Raw genomic sequence first — 18,285 nt, forward strand, 5'->3', positions numbered from 1 at the left:
CCGCTAAGCGCCCGGATGCTATTAAGTGCCCATCGCTAGATGGCTAGAGCTATAGCGGTATGCATTTGAGTCAAGCACACCCCATTTCCTATGCCCTGCTCCCTTAAGACACTGAAATGTACTTGACCAAGCTGCACAGGCTTGGATGGCTAAAGCTATAGATTTCTATCGAAGTTTGTCTAAAAGTCCCTGGATTATGGCTCGATATCCGGTGAACGGTGGTAAAACAGGGCTATAGAGCCTGTCAGTGCCTGTTATGAGTTCTTCTTCCCAGCGAAAACGCAACCGATTCCGTACCCAATCCACTCTTAAAACGACATCTCACACTAGAAACAAACCGCAAGATTCTCATCAGACACACCCTTCACCAACGCTTTCAACAGCTCAGGCTGTCCCCACATTGGGGCGTCGGCTATTGGCTTGGGGATTAGAGGTTGTAGTTTTTGGTGCCAGCATTGCAGGTCCTTTTTATCTAGGAAGCCACCTCAACAGAATTAGCGAAGCACAGCGCACAGATCTTTCACCGACGCTCCAGATAGTGCAAGAAGGAGCGGCAAAGGCATTGGGACTATCGCCGCGATCGCTCCCTGAAAAAGTTCCCCCTCTAACCAATCTGTTGTGGTCGTTTTCCTTAGGCTTACCGCTGATACTAGCAGCAGGCCACATTTACAGCGTCAGCCGTTCTGGTCGCAGCCTACCCAAGCGATGGATGGGCGTTCAAGTTCTGGCACTCAATGGACAGATGCCAGGGCTGCGGCGTACTCTGCTACGAGAAGGCATTGGGAAGTGGGGTAGTCCACTACTACTCGCTTATGGCGTTTGGCAACTGAGTGGGGCCTTTCCAGTTGTCGGTGTACTGTTTGGCTTAGGCACTTTTGCATTGCTGGGTGAAAGTCTGACAGGTTTGGGGAATCGTCCTCGGCGGGCTTGGCACGATTGGCTAGCGGGCACCTGCGTTGTTGATCAAGAAACGGGTGCGATTATTCACCTTTCAAGTCTCTGGGATGCAGAGGCGAACTTCTCGGATGCCCGTCGAAGAAATCTCTCAGGTTGGGCACAGGCGGTTGGCCCTACCACAGTCGTCATGAACCCAACACGGCAAACCTGGCGAAAATCTGAGCTGAACTTCTCGAAAATCGGGCTTGGGTGTGGCTTACTGCTAGTGGTTGGAGGACTCATTGGAGTCGGCACTCACTTTTTGGCCGGGCGATCGCTCATCGCAGCTCAGTCCGCCGAAGAAAACCTCTACGTCAATCTTGTTTCAACGCTCACGAACCCAGAACTTGACCCGGCAGCTCGACGCTCCGCTGTTCTGGCCTTAGGCAATCTACCGGACGATCGCGTTACCCCTTTATTGGTTGACCTTATCGCGCAAACAGACGATGACCTCTGGCTAGATGCTCTCCAGCAGGCCCTCGTAGCGCGGGGAACAGAAGCCTTTCCTTACCTGCGTCGTTTAAACCAAAGTTTGACAACCGACTTAGCAACTCAAGGCGATCCCACCCGCCGTCGCATTTTGATTGTTCGTCTGCAAACGGTGAATCGGATTGTCACGAAGCTGCTGGTGCTTGAAGGCAGCGATCGCCCATCATGGCTCGACCTCAGCCGTATGCACTTGGGCTATGTTGCTGGCAACAATAGCGACTTCAAACTTGTTCTCAAAAATCAAGACCTGTCAGATATACAGTGGCAGGGATCCGTTATGACCCAGGCTCAACTTCAAGGAGCCAAGTTCTACAGTCCTGGAGCAGACGATCATCCTGATACTTATGACGATCGCATGGCAGACCTCAGCGGCGCAGACCTAACGGACGCTAATTTGACTGGGGCTGACCTTTCCCTCAGCCAGCTTGTCAACTCAGGGTTATTACGAACTAACCTGAATCGAGCCAATCTCACACTGGCGAATCTCAGTGGAGCCAACTTGGAAAATGCCACTTTGATTCAGGCTCAATTAAATGAAGCTCAACTCATTGAGGCTAAGCTATCCAAAGCAGATTTGACTGAAGCAGAACTCTTTAGGGCCAATCTCACAGGAGCTCGCTTAGCAGAAGCAGATGCCGCAGGTGCTCAGATGATCGGGGCAGACCTACAAGGCATCACAGCCCGTTCAGCCAATTTGAAGGACAGTGACCTGAGCAATTCGTCGCTAGAGAATGCAGATTTTTCTGGAGCCACTTTACAGGGAGCTAATCTCAGAAATGCTGACTTGACTGGCACTAATCTCAGAGATACCGACTTGCGGGGAGTCTGGCTACAGGGTGCGATTCTGGATAGGACAGACCTAGCAGGAGCTATTTTGATGGAAAGCGCCAGGAGTAGCGATCGCGGTTTCGTCGAGGCAGTTCCTAATTTGACCCATCAGAACCAATTTGAAGGAGTAGACTTCAGTCAGGCCCTCAACCTAACGCCTCAGCAAATAAGTTTTATTTGCACCCAAGGAGGCATCCATCCCACCTGTAGCCGACCGACCCAGCAGTAACCGCTATCATGCAACGAACTCGTTTATCCACTCTGATTGAATCTGTTTCAGCTCAATTTGGTCGCTGGATATTTAATCCTTGGCGACGGCTTTCCCTCGTCATTATTGGGCTTTTATTTGGCAATTTCTTGGGTATTGCAATTTCTTCAATCGCCGGACAAGCAGCTGAATTGGATGTGATCATCTCAGCCATTCTGCTGCTTGCGGTCGAATTCGTGAGTTGGCTCGTCTATCGTCGCCCTCCCCGAGGTGTAGATAAGCGCAATAGTTTGCTCATTGAAACGCTTAACGCGCTAAAACTCGGCCTCATCTACAGTTTGTTTGTGGAAGCATTCAAGCTAGGGAGCTGAGATCGCTTGCAAGCTTTTCAAAAAGGTCAGCGATCGCGCCTGAATAGTCTCCCAATCACGCTTAGCCAACAAGTCTTTGGGGAACAAGCTACTGGAAACACCGACTGCGATCGCTCCAGCATGAATAAAAGCTTGCCCCTCCTCTAATAAAATCCCGCCTGTAGGAATCAGAGGAATATGCCTTAGGGGTCCCTGTAGGTGACGAATATAGGCTGCACCCCCCACGGATTGACAGGGAAAAACCTTAATACTGCTTGCTCCTAATTGCCAAGCCGCCATAATTTCAGTTGGCGTCAGCGCCCCTGGAGTGACCGGAATATCATGATGTTGACAGAGCTGAATCACATCCGGATCCGTATAGGGCGCAAAGCAAAATTCTGCTCCAGCGATAATTGCCGCTTTCATGTCCGTGCTGGATAGAATAGTGCCCACACCAACTCGGCAATGGGAGGGCAACCCTTGACGCAGTTGGCTAATTAAATGGGCAGGGCGATCGCTATTCCAAGTCACTTCAATGAGATGAAATCCGCCTTTCGCTGCTGCGTGCGCCATCGCAATTCCCATGTCTAACGTTGGGGCACGCAGCACTGCGATCGCACGATGTTGCTTTAGCATTGCTAGCCAAACGTCTCTATCCATAGCTCTTCGGAAACGTACGCCTAGTCTAACTCCGTAGAACAGACGCAAAATTCCTATAAGCCAAGAAACCTGAAGTCAACTCAAATAGTTGACCTTTCACCGTAGTTGTATAGCGATCCTATTTAGATTTTGCATCAGGTTTTCCTAGGAAAACCTGATGCAAAAAGCCTTCCCGCCAAAAGAATCATCTGGGATGGCTATATGACTTGGAGACTAGCGAGAACGATAAACCCCGTACCGTAAAAGAATCATTGAGCTGCTCCTTATCTCCTAACTTTTGCTATAGATTTTCCCTATTGATTCTATTGATATGACATCAAAATTTTTCAGAGTGTTGCCTCGCAAAAACCTCAGACTCTTAACTCAAAAAGTTACAGCGGTTAGGCAAGAAATTTCAGGCAGGTTTCGTTAATATTCAATTGCGTATGGCATGAGGATAAAATGATCCTGCTGATTCAGTAGGATTTGGAGCTTTTGAAGCACACTTAAGAACCACAACAAGCATTCGTGGATGAGATAAATTGCTGCTGCTCTGACACCAGATTGACTAACAAAATTAATTAACCGTTCAAGTTCTAACCCCTGTGTTCTCCAGCCTATAGCTGCTAATCACTCGCTAATTTGAGGGATTTTACGCAGTTTTTTCCAAATTATTCAAAACGTCCAAGCTAATGCTATGACTCTGCCTTCAGGATCAGAAAGAGAAATCGAAGATGCCAAGCTGCTGCTTGAAGAGTACAGCTTTGACCTGAGCGGGTTTCAGGCAGGTGAGCTAGTGGCGATTTGGCAACAGCGACTAGAAATGAGTCCTAGCTGGATTCGTTCAGCTGTTCTAGAAGCGCTATATCAAGGACGATACAAAGCTTTTTCGGTGGAACAAATTTTACAAGGTTGGAAGCGGCGGGGACATCCTATTCGTCATTTCAATAGTGAATTTGAGCGGATTGTTTTGGGTCCAATCGATCCAACTGTCAGCAAGTACGCTGCCATGACGTCTTTGCGCCCGTCGGAACTTATGGCCCCACAGGTCAATCAGGCTCCTGGTGTACCGTCCACAGAAACAGCGCCAACCAACGAAAAACGGGCGGCAACTACTGCTGCGGAAGATTCTCCGATCAGTTCCCCACTGAATCAAGCGGACGAGTTACCGCCAGATGAGCCGCATACGAAAACGTCTGAGTCAGAGCCGGCATCAAAAACAGCAGCGGTTGACGTTGTTGAAACAAGTGTTTCGGAAGCAGATATTCCTGATGCAAACGCTTCTAAAGCAGATATTGCTGAAATAGAAGATAAGATTGTGCCTCCTTCAGCTAATGCGACTGTTCAGGGTAACAGCCAGTCCTTCCTCTTCAACCAGCCCGAACCTATTCAGAAGTTCGTTCCTCATCTGGAAGCTTCGGGATTCTATGACCGTTTACAATCAGTTTTCCGACACTCACTGTAAAAGTGAGTTTTAGCGTAACGAGCTGCAGCTGAATCAAGCTCATCGAGACTACACTCCCGCATTAAAGAGCTGATCGGCTGTCAGGCGCAATGAGATTGCGGGTACCATTACGTTTGCTACTCACTCAATCTACCGGTTAGCATAGGCAGCCATTGGTTCTTTGATAAAGCGAATATAGAGATGCTTGAAAGTAGACTTGACCACGCGGGGCATCCCAAAATCAATTGGCATAAGCTGGGCAGGAAACTGCCAGTCCGCGATCTCCAATATCTCTGGACGCTGCAATGGAAAGTCAATATCCTCTAGATCTGGACAGAGTCCCAAGCGCTGAGACTGAGCCACGGTTGGAATTGCCGCCGGATCGCCCTGAAGAACCTCTACCAGTGCCCGATCCAATGCAAAAACGTCCGTTGAGGCACCTAATAATCCCAAAGCACGCGGTTCGCCACCACTGGGACCGTTCCCTTCATGACCGATGATGCCATCCACAATGGTGAGTTGGGGAGAAATCGCACGAGCGGTTTCAACGAGCATTGTGCCGAAGCGATCGCGATCTTTACCGGCCTCCATGTGCCACCACGCTTTCATCTTGCCGGGAACACAGCCAAACAGGTTTTTGACGCCTAGCGTCAGCGTTAACTGGACGTGAGATTTCACCTTAGGCAGGTTAATCACGACATCCGCATTCATCGCCTCTTTAGACAGTCGTAGATGAGCAAACTCTCCACTAGCAGACGTTGCATAGCGCTGCCCTTGCAGTTCCCGTACAGGCACCTCAGCTTTTTCTAGCCAAGGTAAATAACCGTTAGCCTCCGCTACCCCATGAGCGCTCCCAAACGCTGGACTATCCCCCATGAAAGGATGCCCCCCTGCTGCTTTGACCAGTTCAGCAACACAGTAGACAATCTCAGGACGAGTGACACACTCCTTGGTGGGTCTAGCTCCTGTCAACAGATTGGGTTTGAGCAAAACGCGATCGCCCGGCTTCACAATCCCTTCCATACCCCCAAAAGGCGCTAATAGCTGTTGAAGTTTCGCTGTCACCTCATCGGTAGCGTAGCTTTGCGCTTGCAAAAGGGAAACGGTTGAAGTCATGGAAATTCTTCTAAAAAGCTATCTATTTTCTCTAGAGTAACCTGAGTTCAGATTAAACAAAACGCTGTAATCCCTGTCCAGCAGGAGCATTTAAAGAATACTTCTGGTGATTGCCATCAGAAGGTTCTCAATAAGGTGCCGAACAAAAATGCTTTCGGCTATTCACCCCTATGGGACATCTAAACCAAGAGCAAGCGAATCGAATTCCTTTGAAAGCCTTAAATCGCAAGAGTTTCTTAACTCGAATTGAGATTGGATTATGGCATATAGCCGTCGCCAGTTCCGTTATGATGGACTCTTCTGTATTCCTCCATCTTTTCTCTTTATTTTGAGCTGTAGAAACTGAAAATTAAGGACACAATCCAAAAACCTATGACCAACGGTCCTTCTCCAAACACACAATATCCATCTGGCCAAACTCGGTTGGTTTATCTCAAAAGCATTATTACCAATCCTAATATCATTGTTGGCGACTATACCTACTACGATGATGCCGATGATCCGACAAACTTTGAGCGCAATGTGCTTTACCACTTCGATTTCATCGGTGACAAGCTAATTATCGGCAAGTTCTGCTCCATTGCCTCCCAAGTCAAATTCATCATGAACGGGGGCAACCACCGGACAGACTGGTTCACAAACTATCCTTTTCCCGTGTTTGGGCACGGATGGGAAAAAGCGATGCCTCAGGAATGGCCCTATAAAGGGGACACGGTCATTGGACATGACGTCTGGATTGGCTACAGGGCCACCATAATGCCCGGAGTCCAGGTTGGAGACGGAGCGATCATCGCGGCTCAATCTGTGGTGACCAAATCAGTCGCTCCCTATACTATCGTTGGTGGTAATCCGGCCCGAGAGATTCGTCAGCGATTTGACGATGCCACGATTCAAACCTTGCTGGATATTCAGTGGTGGCATTGGGATATTCAAACCATCACCCAAAATCTCCAGGTTATTTGCGGTGGCGATTTAGATGCGCTTCGACAGGTCACCCCGAGTTAGATCTCTACTTACTGAGGACATCCAGGCGGAGCATTGAGACTTGAAGATGGCCTAAAGAACAGACCCAACGCAGAGCGAAAGCCGAGCATTCCATAACGATGATAGGAACACCCGGCTGGGAAAAGGCTATTTGAACTGAGACGTTGGTTTAACCGAGCGCCTCTAGATAGTCACGAATGCGGTTACGGCGCTTGGGTTGACGCAGTTTTTGCAACGCTTTAGATTCGATTTGGCGAACACGCTCACGGGATAGCTCAAGAGCGCGACCAATTTCAGCCAGAGAGTAAGGCGTGCCATCCTTCAGACCAAATCGGAGATGAATAACATCCCGCTCTCGCTCAGTCAGTTCAGACATGAGCTGCTTCAGATCGCGACGCAGCGATTCCCGCATCATCAGCTCTTCTGGAGAGATGCTATCAGTCTCCAAAAGTTCGCCTAGTTCAGTATCACGCTCCTTGCCGACCTTAGTATCCAGAGAGACTGAGCGCGGTACTCGCACCAGCACCTCTCGGACCTGATCGGGCGTCATATCAAGTTCCTTAGCCACATCCTCCAGGCTAGGGGTATGGCCCTTATCTTGAGACAGCTTACGCTGCGCCTTTTTAATTTTGTTGAGCTTTTCCGTGATGTGAACGGGCAAGCGGATGGTGCGGCTTTGGGTTGCGATCGCCCGCGTAATACCCTGGCGAATCCACCAATACGCATACGTGCTAAAGCGATATCCCTTAGTTGGATCAAACTTTTCAACAGCTCGTTCCAGACCTAGCGTACCTTCTTGAATGAGGTCCAGTAGTTCTAGCCCACGATTCTGATACTTCTTTGCCACAGAAACAACCAAACGTAAGTTGGCCTTGATCATGTGATCTTTAGCCCGGATGCCTTCCCGAATGACCAAATCCAACTCATCCGTCGAGATATTAGCAAGACTGGCCCAAGCCCGCTTCCCTTCAGACAGCGTTGGCTTAAGTTCTGCCAGAGGAACGTCCGACTCTTTGGCCCAGCGCTCTAGTGAAGGACGATAGCCTAGATGAGAAGTCAGGCGATCGCGCGTTCGCATTAAACGGGCATAGGTTTCTAGAACACCCCCGCTCTTTTCACCCGTGCTGTCGCGCAACTCAATCAATTGCATATAGCGTTGTACGTGTTGCGCTTCTGAAACTTCCTCATCTCTCTGCAATAATCGAACACGTCCGATTTCCTGCAGATAGAGACGTACCAGGTCCGTTGTGCGACGAGTTTTAGTTTGGTTAACGCCTACAGTGTCACCTTCCATCAGATCGTCATCTGATGACATCAGCTCCATATCCTCGGGAGGAGTTACTTCATTGAGATCTTTGTCATCGAATTCATTGTCGGTCAGAGCCTTCATATCAGAATCTGGTTGGCTGGTTGTATAAGTCATAGGACGTTTTGAGGTAGCTCCAGGGGTGCACAACGAGGCTGGCGACTTCAGACTTAATATGCCCAGTTGCTCGTGACCAAGCATCAAACAATTAAGTTCCGGCTTTGATGCATGCAATTGCCCCAGAAAGATCAGGAGGGGGCTGGCCCAAGTCTAGAGAGTCAATTTCAGACCTTAAGTGACTTGAATCAGGTCAGTAGCATAATCTACGTCACGCGATCGCCCAATTCCAGATTTTTCCGCCGAAGATTCACAGGATTTTTGTCAACGGAATTTACACAAAATATCTACATATAGAGCAGCCACTATCAGCCCTGCACCAGTTCCAGGGTCAGGAGGACTTAGCCCGATAGATCACAGTTCACTGCTCGGGGCAACTGATTCTTCCTTCAAAGGTCTCTAACAACAATCCGTATATTTTTTAACCTTTCATAACTAAGTCATGAAGTCACAATGACATATCTAGCTCTGCCTATCCCCAGCGTCCTGGATTGAGTCGCTGTTGGGGATCAAACTGCTCTTGCAAACGAGACATCAGCATGCTGACAGACTCCTTCAATGCCCAAGGCTCTATCGTGGCTTTCCAGTCGGCTGGCGCTTCCAGTAGCGTCAAATAACCACCAGTCCCTTGACACTGCGATCGCACTGCTGCCAGCCCTTTGAGAAACGTTGGGTCACCGTCTAACCACAAGGTCCCAAGGCCACTTCCTGCATGGATTCGAGCCTGCCAGGTATCGACGGGAAACGTAGAGTGAAGCGTCTGCATCAAATCAACAGCTTTTGCTGGCAGGATGCCAAGTTTTGCGATCGCGATTCCAGTTCGTTTGTCCGCCGAAAATAGGGTCTGGTTGATGTTCTGCCAAAACTGAGTGTCGTTCTCATCACTCAAAACCTGAGATCCTAAATCGTAGGGCTGCGCAATTTTCCCTAATAGCTCTACTTGCTCAACAACACCAGCCTCAATGCTCTGAAATTGTAGGGCCAGTCCAAAGGTATCAGCGTCTCGCTTGGATAATAGTCCTGACGACACCAGATCCATAGCCACAGGTGTCAGTGAAGACTGCAAAACATCAGCTGCAACAGACTTGATAGACGCGGCATTTCCCACTAGCAGTACCGTTCTGGATACATCGGGTAGTGGATAGGTCCGAAACGTGAGCTGAGTGAAGACCCCCAAAGTACCAAAGGAACCACTCATCAGCTTCATTAGGTCATAGCCTGCAACATTTTTAACAACACGGCCTCCAGCTTTCGCCATTTGACCGTCATGACGCACAAAAGAAATACCAATCAGCATGTCGCGAATGCCACCGTAACGCTGTCGTAAGGCTCCGGTATCTCGCGTCGCAACAATGCCACCCAAGGTTGCCCGTTGAGGGTAGGCTGGGTCGATAGTCAGAAACTGTCGAGTCTTTATTAAGTTAGCTTGCACCTGAGCAAATGACGCTCCTGTTTGCGCTGTGAGGGTTAAATCACCTTCAGCGTGTTCAACGACCTGATTGAGTTTTTGAGTGCTGACAACCAAGTCAACTTCGCTGACTAACGCCCCCCACGTTAGCTTACTGCCACTTCCGCAGGGCATAATGCGCCACTGATTCTGATGGGCGCAAGTCATAACTTCTGCCAGTTGCTCAGGATTTTCAGGATAGGCAATGCAGTCTGGCGAAGATTCGGATGCGATCGCCCCTTGTATCGTCTGTCGCACTGGCTCAGCTAATACGTCCCAGGAAGTAACCTGCGCGTCCCCCAGAATAGCTTGTATTGTTCGGGTGATAGACCCCATGACATATCAGCTCCCGCCTACCTTCTCTTAGTGTAAGACAGCCACGCATTCTCCCTGATACTCTCTATTTCGCTGCCATAGCTAACCTAGTGAGGTCTATCTAGCTTTAGCCCTGTAAGCTTGTGCAGCAAGAAAGCATCTATAGCCTTGTGCAGCAAGAAAGCAGGGAATAGGGAATGGGGTGTGCTTGACTCAAATGCATGCCGCTATAGATGCGCCAGATGGCTCGTCGTCTTGTCTTAACGGAACTGGCGACGGCCATATGTGCGAGTATCAAAACGGGTTAGACCAAACCGTTATGGGTAACCTCCGAATCAACAGCAACTTTGCATTGTGAAGGTGATCAATGCCTCTAGCACGTTGCTCCCAGATTAGATAGAGTGTCTAACAAAAGAATATTAGGCAGTGGCATAGACTATGAAAATTGCTCTCACAGCAGCTAGCCTCATGAGCAGTCTCTCACTTTACGGATCTCCTGCTCTAGCCCAAACTACCGACTATTTTTGTTACATCGTTCAGCCCAATGGGCGTTTAGTGGACTTGACGGAATTTTGTGGAGGTTACGAAGAGATTTCCACAGCTGTAGGTTCCGGCATGTCTCCTAACAACACTTCGTCACCGGCAACGCCTAATTCTATATCCGCCGCACAGGGTGACTTGCCGATGAATTGTAATTTTAGCGATCCTCAGGTGGTCGACAATACAACCTCGTTAAGGGTGTCTTACGACTTTTCCTGCTTAGCACTGGACGATGTTCAAGCGAGCGACATCACTTTAGAACTTGCGATCGCTGATGATGCGGTCAGCTTTGGCTTGCCTGTCATACAAGCAATGCCTCCCCTGGCTGCTGGCGCAACTCATAACTCCAGTGTGACGTTCAACAGCGTTGGACGCCCTACTGGAGAAACGGTTGTGTTTGAATTGTCTTATGTTGTCCAAGAGCGCCCGCTTTAATTGATTCTGGCAGCAGAGACATGCTCAACATGCCTCTGCCAAAACTTTAGAGTCCCTTTTTAGTCAATGTTGATGGAAGTCGGGCCGCTACCGCCACTGGGAGCACCTACACGAACCTTGCGGCAGGCGAGGTAGAGGCGATCGCGCCAGTCAAAGAAGGGTTGATAGCTGATGTCATCCGCTAAGCCAGGAACCCCCTTGCCACAGATACCTTCCGGCAAATCGACATACTGGCTAGAGGGGAACTTGATATACATCGTGATGCCTGCAACAGCCAAATCCGCCAGCGTCGGCTGATCGCCCACCAAATAAGGGTGGTCCGATAACATCAGACAGAGTGATTTCAGTGCTTGTTTGAGCACTCGGGTCGCTTCTTTGATGTCTTCGGGACCAAAACCAACACCTGCCCCCAAGATGCTCAAGATGTCGCCAGGCACAGCGCCCACCAGATTTTTAACCAAATCGGGAGTCGCCGCAGGTAACAACGCTGTTCGGAAGTTAGGATGCTGGCTGAATGCGCCAATCATGGCTTTGCGCCCTTGAATACCCAAGGATTCGTCCGCCCAATCTTCTATCGCCAAGCACAAACCTTTCTGATAGGAATCGGTCGGCAAAAGGGGACGTTCGGGATACTTCTCTTCTAAATAAAGGGCAATCTCAGTGGAATCCGGAACCACCTCGGTGCCATCTTTGAGGACAGGAACTTTGCGCTGACCTGACATTTGAAACAGTTCAATTTGCCCTACCCCAGGTGTGACTTCAATAGCCTTATAGGGGAGCTGCTTGTAGTCGAGAATTAGCTTGACCTTTTCACTATAGGCAGAGGCTTCAAACTGATAAAGCTCTAGCATTGCAATACCTATGCACAACCTCGTTTACTGTATCGTGCTTGCCCCAGCAGCCGCACAGGTTGTGTTGGCAGAAGGTTGTGATTCGACAATGACCTGGGCGTATTCCGTATTTTGTAGAAGTTGCTGCACAACTAGCTCAGCGCGATCGCTCGCCTGCTGGAGAATACCTTGATCGCAAGCCGCCTGCAACAAACGCTGAAGCGCCACTTCTTGGGCTTTGTCCTGCAATTCTGGAGCCCGATCAGGCCCTAGACCCAGAAAACCTCGGTCGTAGTCAAATACTTGGGAGCGACTAACGTCGATCTTGCTATCCAGTATCTTAGGCCCAGGCAACGTAACCCTCAGGACATCACCACCGTCTTGAACATTCTCTGGCGCAATTTCACTCAAATCGACGCCCGCCCGCACTTCTCCATTGGCGATGTAAATCAGCGTCGTTTTACCCACCTCATAATTTGCAAACGTGCGGGTGCTCGAAGTTGGGACAACAGCCTCCATGGTGAAAACCGCAGTGGTAAGGTCACTTGCTCCGCGAATCTGCTGCACCACGACTGTTTGAACATCCGCCTCTTCCACAGGTTCAGCAGGCATAAAGGCTGATCGAATACTGTTGACGAAATCTTCTCCAGAGCGCCATAGCCCAACTCCGGCAATCATCCCAATCAGCAGCATCCCACCTGACAAGCTGCCGGCCAAAGTTTGGAGAATTCTGAAGATTAGAGGCGATCTCCGAGATGGGGGTGCCTGTTCCTCCTCCCGAACGCTATGAGAGTGCTCTTTCCGCAAAGGTCGCTCTTTTTTGGGAGGGGGGGGTTTCAGTCGCATGGGCAGTTGCTCCAGATGGATGATGGCAGTATTCAGTATGCCGTAGAGCCAAGCTCACGATAGAGGTTAGCAAGAAAATAGATGCTTCAAATCAGCAAAATCCGATCTCAAGCAGACTAGTTCAAAGGTATCACACTTATTTTAAGGTCTGTCCTGTTGGTCTTATATAGGCGTCGCCAGCCCCGTTAGAACAAGACGGCGAGCCATCTGGCTAAAGCTACCTATATTAATATGACGTTCTTTTTGAGAAAAAGATGCGATCGCCTCCTTAGTCCACCATGATGGAGAATGTCAATTGGCAAAACGAAACCCTTGAAGCAGTCCGGCAAAGTTTATCTAGTGGGTGCAGGCCCAGGTGCTGCAAATCTATTGACGGTTCAAGCTCATCAGTTGTTAAACCAAGCGGAAGTCTTAGTCCACGATGCCTTGGTGAATCCTGACGTGCTTGCTCTAGTGCCAGATGAATGCGAGATTCACGCAGTGGGAAAACGAGGGGGTCAACCAAGCTGGTCTCAATCAAACATTGACCAGTTGCTAGTCAATCTATGCCAGCAGGAAAAACAGGTTGTTCGCCTTAAAAGTGGGGATCCCTTTATCTTTGGTCGCACGATTTCCGAAATTCAGGCCCTCAAAGCGGCGAACTGCGAGTTTGAGGTGATTCCAGGCTTGTCATCGGCAACAACGGCGCCCTTATTGGCCCACATTCCCTTGACCGATGCAGTTTTGGGGAGTCAATTCACCGTGTTGACTGCCCATGATTTAGAACTGCATGACTGGCAAGCTTTATCCAAGATGGCCACGCTCGTTATTTTGATGGGCGGTAAGGCATTGCCAGAAATTTGCGATCGCCTTATTCACTATGGGAAACGTCCTGAAACCCCCGTTGCCATCATTCGCTGGGCCAGTCAGCCTCAACAGCAAATTTGGACAGGCACACTACTGACGATTGTCCAGCAGACTAAAGGAGAGCAGCGATCGCCCTGCATCATTGTTATTGGAGAAGTCGTGGGTCTGCGTCCTTATTTGCAGCCGTTGTAGAAGCGTAGAGGAATTATAAGAGAGATATAGCCCTATGCAGTCTGGTCAAGTCAATCTCAGTGTCCTAGGAGAGCAAGGAATAGGGAACAGGGAATGGGGTGTGCTGACTCAATACGTGCCGCTATAGGCGTGGGAGTAAAGGAGGCTAAGGGGTCTTGGTTCAGCATTAGCAACAGCCATGGCATGTCGGTCTTACACCGATTTTGTAGGACTACCCCTCACCCTCAGACTCCCTATCTCCCTAAAGCCTCACGTCATCAACTCAACAAATCACCGGTCTCTTGCAGCATGTGCAGGCGGTGATAGAGTCCGCCCTGGCTAAGCAAATCATCATGACTGCCCATCTCCAAAATGCGGCCCTGATCAAGGACAACAATGACATCAGCATCTCGAACGGTGCTGAGACGGTGAGCAATGATGAGCGTTGTGCGGGTTCCGAGAATACTTCGCATCGCGAGCTGAATTGCCCGCTCTGACTCGTAATCCAAGCTTGAGGTCGCCTCATCGAAAACCAGCACATCGGGATTCATCAACAGAGCGCGAGCAATGCCCAACCGCTGCCGCTGTCCTCCTGAAAGGCGCACACCCCGCTCACCGACCACTGTGGAATAGCCTTGGGGCATCAGCTGGATGAACTCGTCTACCCGAGCGATCGCACAGGCTTCGTCCACTTGGGCACGGGTCACGTCGGGATTGCCATAGGTCAGGTTGTCCATTAGCGTTCCGTTAAACACGTCCACCTCCTGGTGAACGATCGCTAGTTGCTTACGATAGCCTGTGATGTCTAGCTTGCGGATATCTTCGCCATCAATCAGAATGCGGCCCTGCTGAGGTTCAAAGTAGCGGAACAGGAGTTTGACTAAAGTCGATTTACCCGAACCGGATCGCCCTACCAGAGCCACGGTTTGCTTAGGTTGAATCAGGAGATCAATATCTTGTAGTACGGGTCGGTCTGCGTCATAGCCAAAGCTCAAGTGCTCAAAGTGAACCTTACCCGTGAACTGATAGTGGGTGATTGCGTCAGGATGCTTGGCGACACTTGCTGCTTCAATTCCGGTTGGAAGCTGAAGAAACTCGTGAAAGCGCAGCATGGCAGCATACCGACGGGCAAAAATCTCTGCCAGGCCACTAATCGGCTCCAGTTCGGCATAGGCCATGCTGGATACCGTCAGGGTAGTAACGAAGTGGCCGAGAGAAATTTGTCCCCGCAAAGTGGCTATCAACGTCAATACCAATACGCCAAATACGCAGCTTTGAATGAAGAGTTCTTGCCAGGTTAGCAACACGACATAACCCCGGTGGATGATTTGTTCCACAACGGTCAGTTCTCGTTGTAATCGTTGTCCCTGACGAGCTAATTCGTCATGTTCAGCCGCAAAAGCTTTAACCGTTTTGATATTGGTGATGATTTCAGAGGTCCGGCTCTCGGTTGTCTCCATGTAGCGATCTAAGGCTTGTTCTTTACGATTCAGCCGAATGAGGTCCCGCATACTGTAGGCCAGAATCACCACAAAAGACAGGAGAAAGAGACCTGCAATGCGCCAGTCGATAATCCAAATAACGCAAAAAATTCCGAACACTCGCACTAATTTAGGCAAGAGCTGACCTGCGATTTCAGGGTAGGTCCAAGTGTGGTTTGATAACCCTCGGGCGACCCGTCCCGCAATGCGTCCCGGATTATGCTCATCGTAGAAACCGACAGGCAAACTGAGCAGCTTACGAACAACGTCTAGAGAATGGTCGCGACGGCTTCGAAGAGCGATATCCCAGTGGAACCAGACGCCTAGCCATGGCTCAATAGGTGCTCTAACAACAGTCACGATGAAAATCATCCCCAGAAGTAAGCCCAAAGTGAGCGATCGCGTCACCTCTTGGCCGGTTATGATCGCCAATCCTTCAACTAATCCCTGCGCCAGCTTATCTACAGGCTGGTCAGAGAGGAGATTTAGCAGCTGCCCAATTGCATAGGGTACGACCAAATCCACCAGCTCAAACAAGCTGCTGGCAACAATACTGAAGACCGCGATCGCTTTATAGTTTTTGTAGTAGTGAACAATGTCTGCGAACTTTGCCATGATGAACCCGTGAGTTCTGCGAATTTGTCTAGCATATACTACATATACTACAAACGACTACATTTTCAGATAATTGATTGATCGCTTTAGCTATCTAGTACTACTACGCGGAATTCAAAAGGCAAAATTCACCATCCAAAACTAGATTTGAAGGGTGAGCCTATTTCTGCCGTAGTGTTCTAATAGTCTGTCGGGCTTGAGTTCTGGAAAAACTGAAGCGATCGCAACGCAGTCCCGACACAAGCCGCAAGGAAGACCATCAAGTTTTAGGATCTAACCTTTTTGACTTTGAGCTTGCGGGTCAGTTTCTCTAGACTTAAAGCTAGAACGCCTAGAGTCACTAAAATAACGCCAATCCACTGGATGAAGTGAAGGGTTGATTTTTCACCCGGTGTAATCAGGTAGGCCAGGATAGCTGTCAAAACAGGACCACTGGAGGCCACAATAGAAGCTTGAGCTGCCCCCATCAGTCGCACTCCGTAGTTGTTGAACAGATAACCCAACAAAGTGAGCGTGCCCAGCAACACGCCTGATAAATAGAGTCCTGAATAGCTATTGGGTTCTCCCGTTTGGAGACCGAAGAAGGAACCACCGATCAGAATTAGACTAGTGAGCGAAAAAATAGTTGTGAATTGCACAACACTGACAGGAACAGGATGAAATCGTCGAAAGCTCAACTGCATTGAAATGAGATAAAGCGCAAAAGCAGCACTGGAGAGCAATCCTGCAACTATACCCCAGACCGAAACAGGCCCAAAGGTTAGGTCGTTCGTGATGCGGGGAAGCGCTGTAAATACAATGCCGACCGTGATTGCGAACATAACCAAGCCCCGTAGAGGGGTAGGGCGATCGCCAAAAAGGAACCAGGCCAGAGGCACCGTAATCAGCGGATACATAAACAGCAGCGTTACCGCCACACCAGGACCAATGTCTGAAATCGCTTTGTAGATCAGCACCTGCGACATGAACAGGAACCCACCACTTGCCATTACTTGAAAAAGCGGACGCTTATCGTTTGCCTTGAAGAATTGGCGAATATCTGACCACACTCTGGGATAGATGCGCCCTGCTACCAGCATCATGAGTGGCAGCACAACCAACATTCTCAGCCAGAGCAGCATCAATGAATTGGGAATATTGAGCGGAAAAATACCCTCGATGGGAATACGTCCAAAAATCTGTCCCCCATAGCCAATAATTCCAACTAGAACGTTGTGGAAAGACAAGGCCAGTGTAGACAAGATGATAAAAATCAATCCCTTCTGAAAAGCAGACGTGGAATTGATGGCTTTGGCCGACTGGGCTGCGGAATTCTGACCAGCAGATGACGCCCGCGGAGCAGACATCGACTGGGGCGAACCTGCTGCATTCGACGAAAAGGCAGCAGAGTGCTCATGGGGTAACGAGGGTCGAAAAGGACCATCTGACTGCTGATAGCCGTAGAGTTGTGCGGGAACTGGACCACCATGCCCGTTGCCGATAGACGGAATTGCTTGAGGACGAGCAATTTGGGTTTGCAGTTGAACACTGAGACGATTAACTAAAGCATCTAAGATGGCTTCACCCTGTTGCTCCATGCTGTGCATACGATTAATTTGCTGAGACAAGGAGCTTTGATAGCTGTTGAGGTCTTGCTGTAGGGAATGTAAGGTTTCGTTCAGGCTGGAATCTAATGAAGACAGTAGCTGGTAGGCATGCTGCAGAGATTCTTGTTGCGCCGAACCATTGATCGCGCCGCTATTGTGTAATCCTTCCACTAGGCGACTTTGCAGATGAGACGCGAGAGCCTGAGCGAGACGCTTCGCCCAAACCTGCTGTTGAGCCAACTGCTGGCGACTCAGTTCGGTTTCCTCTTGGCTCTTCAAAGCCGTGTATCTCTTTTGCAGCGACTGATATTCTTCCTCAAGGATTTCAATGTCGTTGAGTAGACGATGCTTCGTTCCTTCTAAGCGAACAATATCCTGCTTTAACTGTCCTGAAAGGTCATCTTGTAGCGCTCTCAGGTCTCGGGAAAGGCCCCGCAAAACCTCACGGGCGGCTTTTCCCTCATCTTGTGGATTATTGGGTTTTTTATCCGATTGGCCCATGAATATAGCTGCCTCTAATCTGGCGCGATCGCCCTCTCTAAACTACCTAGTCAGTTAACGCTATTCCTAACTTATTGCTGCTATTGTGCTCAAAATTTTGAAAAAGATCTCGTTTATTTAAGAACTGCGTTGTTAACTGAGCCTTCCTTCGAGACCTTCATAACTCATTTCTGACAAGCTACCGGTGTCCCCATATCTCCAACTTGGCCCCCTGTTTTCCCACTTTGAAATAAAAGAAAGATCTCGTTTGGACTG

The 18,285-nt window shown here is 49.4% G+C and carries 14 protein-coding genes; 6 read left to right on the top strand and 8 right to left on the bottom strand.

The window, feature by feature from the left end; translation table 11 throughout:
- Positions 1-256: 256 nt before the first annotated feature.
- Together PN498_RS24815 and PN498_RS24820 are read left to right on the top strand one after the other, a co-directional pair.
- Positions 257-2,482 (top strand): pentapeptide repeat-containing protein, encoded by a 2,226-nt coding sequence (locus tag PN498_RS24815; RefSeq protein ID WP_272066139.1) that lies wholly within the window; start codon positions 257-259, stop codon positions 2,480-2,482.
- 8 nt (positions 2,483-2,490) lie between these two features.
- A complete protein-coding gene (locus PN498_RS24820; protein ID WP_272066140.1) occupies positions 2,491-2,832 on the top strand; it encodes a DUF565 domain-containing protein in 342 nt (113 codons plus the stop codon).
- Here the strand turns inward: PN498_RS24820 and PN498_RS24825 are convergent.
- Entirely contained in the window at positions 2,821-3,471 is a 651-nt protein-coding gene (locus tag PN498_RS24825; RefSeq protein ID WP_272066141.1) for a bifunctional 4-hydroxy-2-oxoglutarate aldolase/2-dehydro-3-deoxy-phosphogluconate aldolase, read from the bottom strand. The two genes, PN498_RS24820 and PN498_RS24825, sit on opposite strands and share 12 nt — an antisense overlap.
- Before the next feature lie 676 nt (positions 3,472-4,147).
- Here PN498_RS24825 and PN498_RS24830 point away from each other — a divergent pair.
- Positions 4,148-4,915, top strand: coding sequence for a hypothetical protein (locus PN498_RS24830; RefSeq protein ID WP_272066142.1), 768 nt, complete (start codon positions 4,148-4,150; stop codon positions 4,913-4,915).
- A 129-nt stretch (positions 4,916-5,044) separates the two neighbouring features.
- Here the strand turns inward: PN498_RS24830 and PN498_RS24835 are convergent, their stop codons facing one another.
- On the bottom strand, positions 5,045-6,010 hold the full coding sequence (locus tag PN498_RS24835; RefSeq protein ID WP_272066143.1) for a DUF362 domain-containing protein: 966 nt from the start codon (positions 6,008-6,010) through the stop codon (positions 5,045-5,047).
- A 372-nt stretch (positions 6,011-6,382) separates the two neighbouring features.
- On the opposite strand from PN498_RS24835, the gene PN498_RS24840 reads away from it, so the two are divergent.
- Positions 6,383-7,015: a CatB-related O-acetyltransferase gene (locus PN498_RS24840; protein WP_272066144.1), complete on the top strand. Its 633-nt coding sequence runs from the start codon at positions 6,383-6,385 to the stop codon at positions 7,013-7,015.
- Between the two features lie 148 nt (positions 7,016-7,163).
- On the opposite strand, the gene sigC is transcribed toward PN498_RS24840, so the two are convergent.
- Together sigC and PN498_RS24850 are read right to left on the bottom strand one after the other, a co-directional pair.
- Complete coding sequence (sigC, locus tag PN498_RS24845) at positions 7,164-8,417, bottom strand: RNA polymerase sigma factor SigC (RefSeq protein ID WP_272066145.1); 1,254 nt, start codon at positions 8,415-8,417, stop codon at positions 7,164-7,166.
- A 472-nt stretch (positions 8,418-8,889) separates the two neighbouring features.
- A complete protein-coding gene (locus PN498_RS24850; protein WP_272066146.1) occupies positions 8,890-10,200 on the bottom strand; it encodes an FAD-binding oxidoreductase in 1,311 nt (436 codons plus the stop codon).
- Positions 10,201-10,617: 417 nt separating this feature from the next.
- Between PN498_RS24850 and PN498_RS24855 the strand changes: the two genes are divergently transcribed.
- Complete coding sequence (locus tag PN498_RS24855) at positions 10,618-11,154, top strand: hypothetical protein (RefSeq protein ID WP_272066147.1); 537 nt, start codon at positions 10,618-10,620, stop codon at positions 11,152-11,154.
- 59 nt (positions 11,155-11,213) lie between these two features.
- On the opposite strand, the gene PN498_RS24860 is transcribed toward PN498_RS24855, so the two are convergent.
- Positions 11,214-12,005 carry a glutathione S-transferase family protein gene (locus PN498_RS24860; RefSeq protein ID WP_272066148.1) on the bottom strand — a complete coding sequence of 264 codons (792 nt, stop codon included), beginning with the start codon at positions 12,003-12,005 and terminating at the stop codon, positions 11,214-11,216.
- Positions 12,006-12,029: 24 nt separating this feature from the next.
- Positions 12,030-12,830 carry a DUF4230 domain-containing protein gene (locus PN498_RS24865; RefSeq protein ID WP_272066149.1) on the bottom strand — a complete coding sequence of 267 codons (801 nt, stop codon included), beginning with the start codon at positions 12,828-12,830 and terminating at the stop codon, positions 12,030-12,032.
- Between the two features lie 288 nt (positions 12,831-13,118).
- On the opposite strand from PN498_RS24865, the gene cobA reads away from it, so the two are divergent.
- Positions 13,119-13,868, top strand: a complete 750-nt coding sequence (gene cobA, locus PN498_RS24870) for a uroporphyrinogen-III C-methyltransferase (protein ID WP_272066150.1) — start codon at positions 13,119-13,121, stop codon at positions 13,866-13,868.
- A gap of 257 nt (positions 13,869-14,125) precedes the next feature.
- Here the strand turns inward: cobA and PN498_RS24875 are convergent, their stop codons facing one another.
- Both PN498_RS24875 and PN498_RS24880 read right to left on the bottom strand, forming a co-directional pair.
- Complete coding sequence (locus PN498_RS24875; RefSeq protein ID WP_272066151.1) at positions 14,126-15,943, bottom strand: ABC transporter ATP-binding protein; 1,818 nt, start codon at positions 15,941-15,943, stop codon at positions 14,126-14,128.
- A gap of 266 nt (positions 15,944-16,209) precedes the next feature.
- Positions 16,210-18,030, bottom strand: a complete 1,821-nt coding sequence (locus PN498_RS24880) for a DMT family transporter (RefSeq protein ID WP_272066152.1) — start codon at positions 18,028-18,030, stop codon at positions 16,210-16,212.
- Positions 18,031-18,285 lie beyond the last annotated feature (255 nt).

The organism is Oscillatoria sp. CS-180 (genome assembly GCF_028330965.1).
Lineage (GTDB): Bacteria > Cyanobacteriota > Cyanobacteriia > Phormidesmidales > Phormidesmidaceae > Halomicronema.

Excerpts from the sequence above, each read along its gene's own strand:
- PN498_RS24880 (WP_272066152.1), bottom strand. The coding sequence starts at position 18,030 with ATGGGCCAATCGGATAAAAAACCCAATAATCCACAAGATGAGGGAAAA.
- PN498_RS24820 (WP_272066140.1), top strand. The coding sequence starts at position 2,491 with ATGCAACGAACTCGTTTATCCACTCTGATTGAATCTGTTTCAGCTCAA.
- PN498_RS24830 (WP_272066142.1), top strand. The coding sequence starts at position 4,148 with ATGACTCTGCCTTCAGGATCAGAAAGAGAAATCGAAGATGCCAAGCTG.
- PN498_RS24825 (WP_272066141.1), bottom strand. The coding sequence starts at position 3,471 with ATGGATAGAGACGTTTGGCTAGCAATGCTAAAGCAACATCGTGCGATC.
- PN498_RS24855 (WP_272066147.1), top strand. The coding sequence starts at position 10,618 with ATGAAAATTGCTCTCACAGCAGCTAGCCTCATGAGCAGTCTCTCACTT.
- cobA (WP_272066150.1), top strand. The coding sequence starts at position 13,119 with ATGTCAATTGGCAAAACGAAACCCTTGAAGCAGTCCGGCAAAGTTTAT.
- PN498_RS24850 (WP_272066146.1), bottom strand. The coding sequence starts at position 10,200 with ATGGGGTCTATCACCCGAACAATACAAGCTATTCTGGGGGACGCGCAG.
- PN498_RS24815 (WP_272066139.1), top strand. The coding sequence starts at position 257 with ATGAGTTCTTCTTCCCAGCGAAAACGCAACCGATTCCGTACCCAATCC.
- PN498_RS24840 (WP_272066144.1), top strand. The coding sequence starts at position 6,383 with ATGACCAACGGTCCTTCTCCAAACACACAATATCCATCTGGCCAAACT.
- PN498_RS24865 (WP_272066149.1), bottom strand. The coding sequence starts at position 12,830 with ATGCGACTGAAACCCCCCCCTCCCAAAAAAGAGCGACCTTTGCGGAAA.
- PN498_RS24875 (WP_272066151.1), bottom strand. The coding sequence starts at position 15,943 with ATGGCAAAGTTCGCAGACATTGTTCACTACTACAAAAACTATAAAGCG.
- PN498_RS24860 (WP_272066148.1), bottom strand. The coding sequence starts at position 12,005 with ATGCTAGAGCTTTATCAGTTTGAAGCCTCTGCCTATAGTGAAAAGGTC.
- PN498_RS24835 (WP_272066143.1), bottom strand. The coding sequence starts at position 6,010 with ATGACTTCAACCGTTTCCCTTTTGCAAGCGCAAAGCTACGCTACCGAT.
- sigC (WP_272066145.1), bottom strand. The coding sequence starts at position 8,417 with ATGACTTATACAACCAGCCAACCAGATTCTGATATGAAGGCTCTGACC.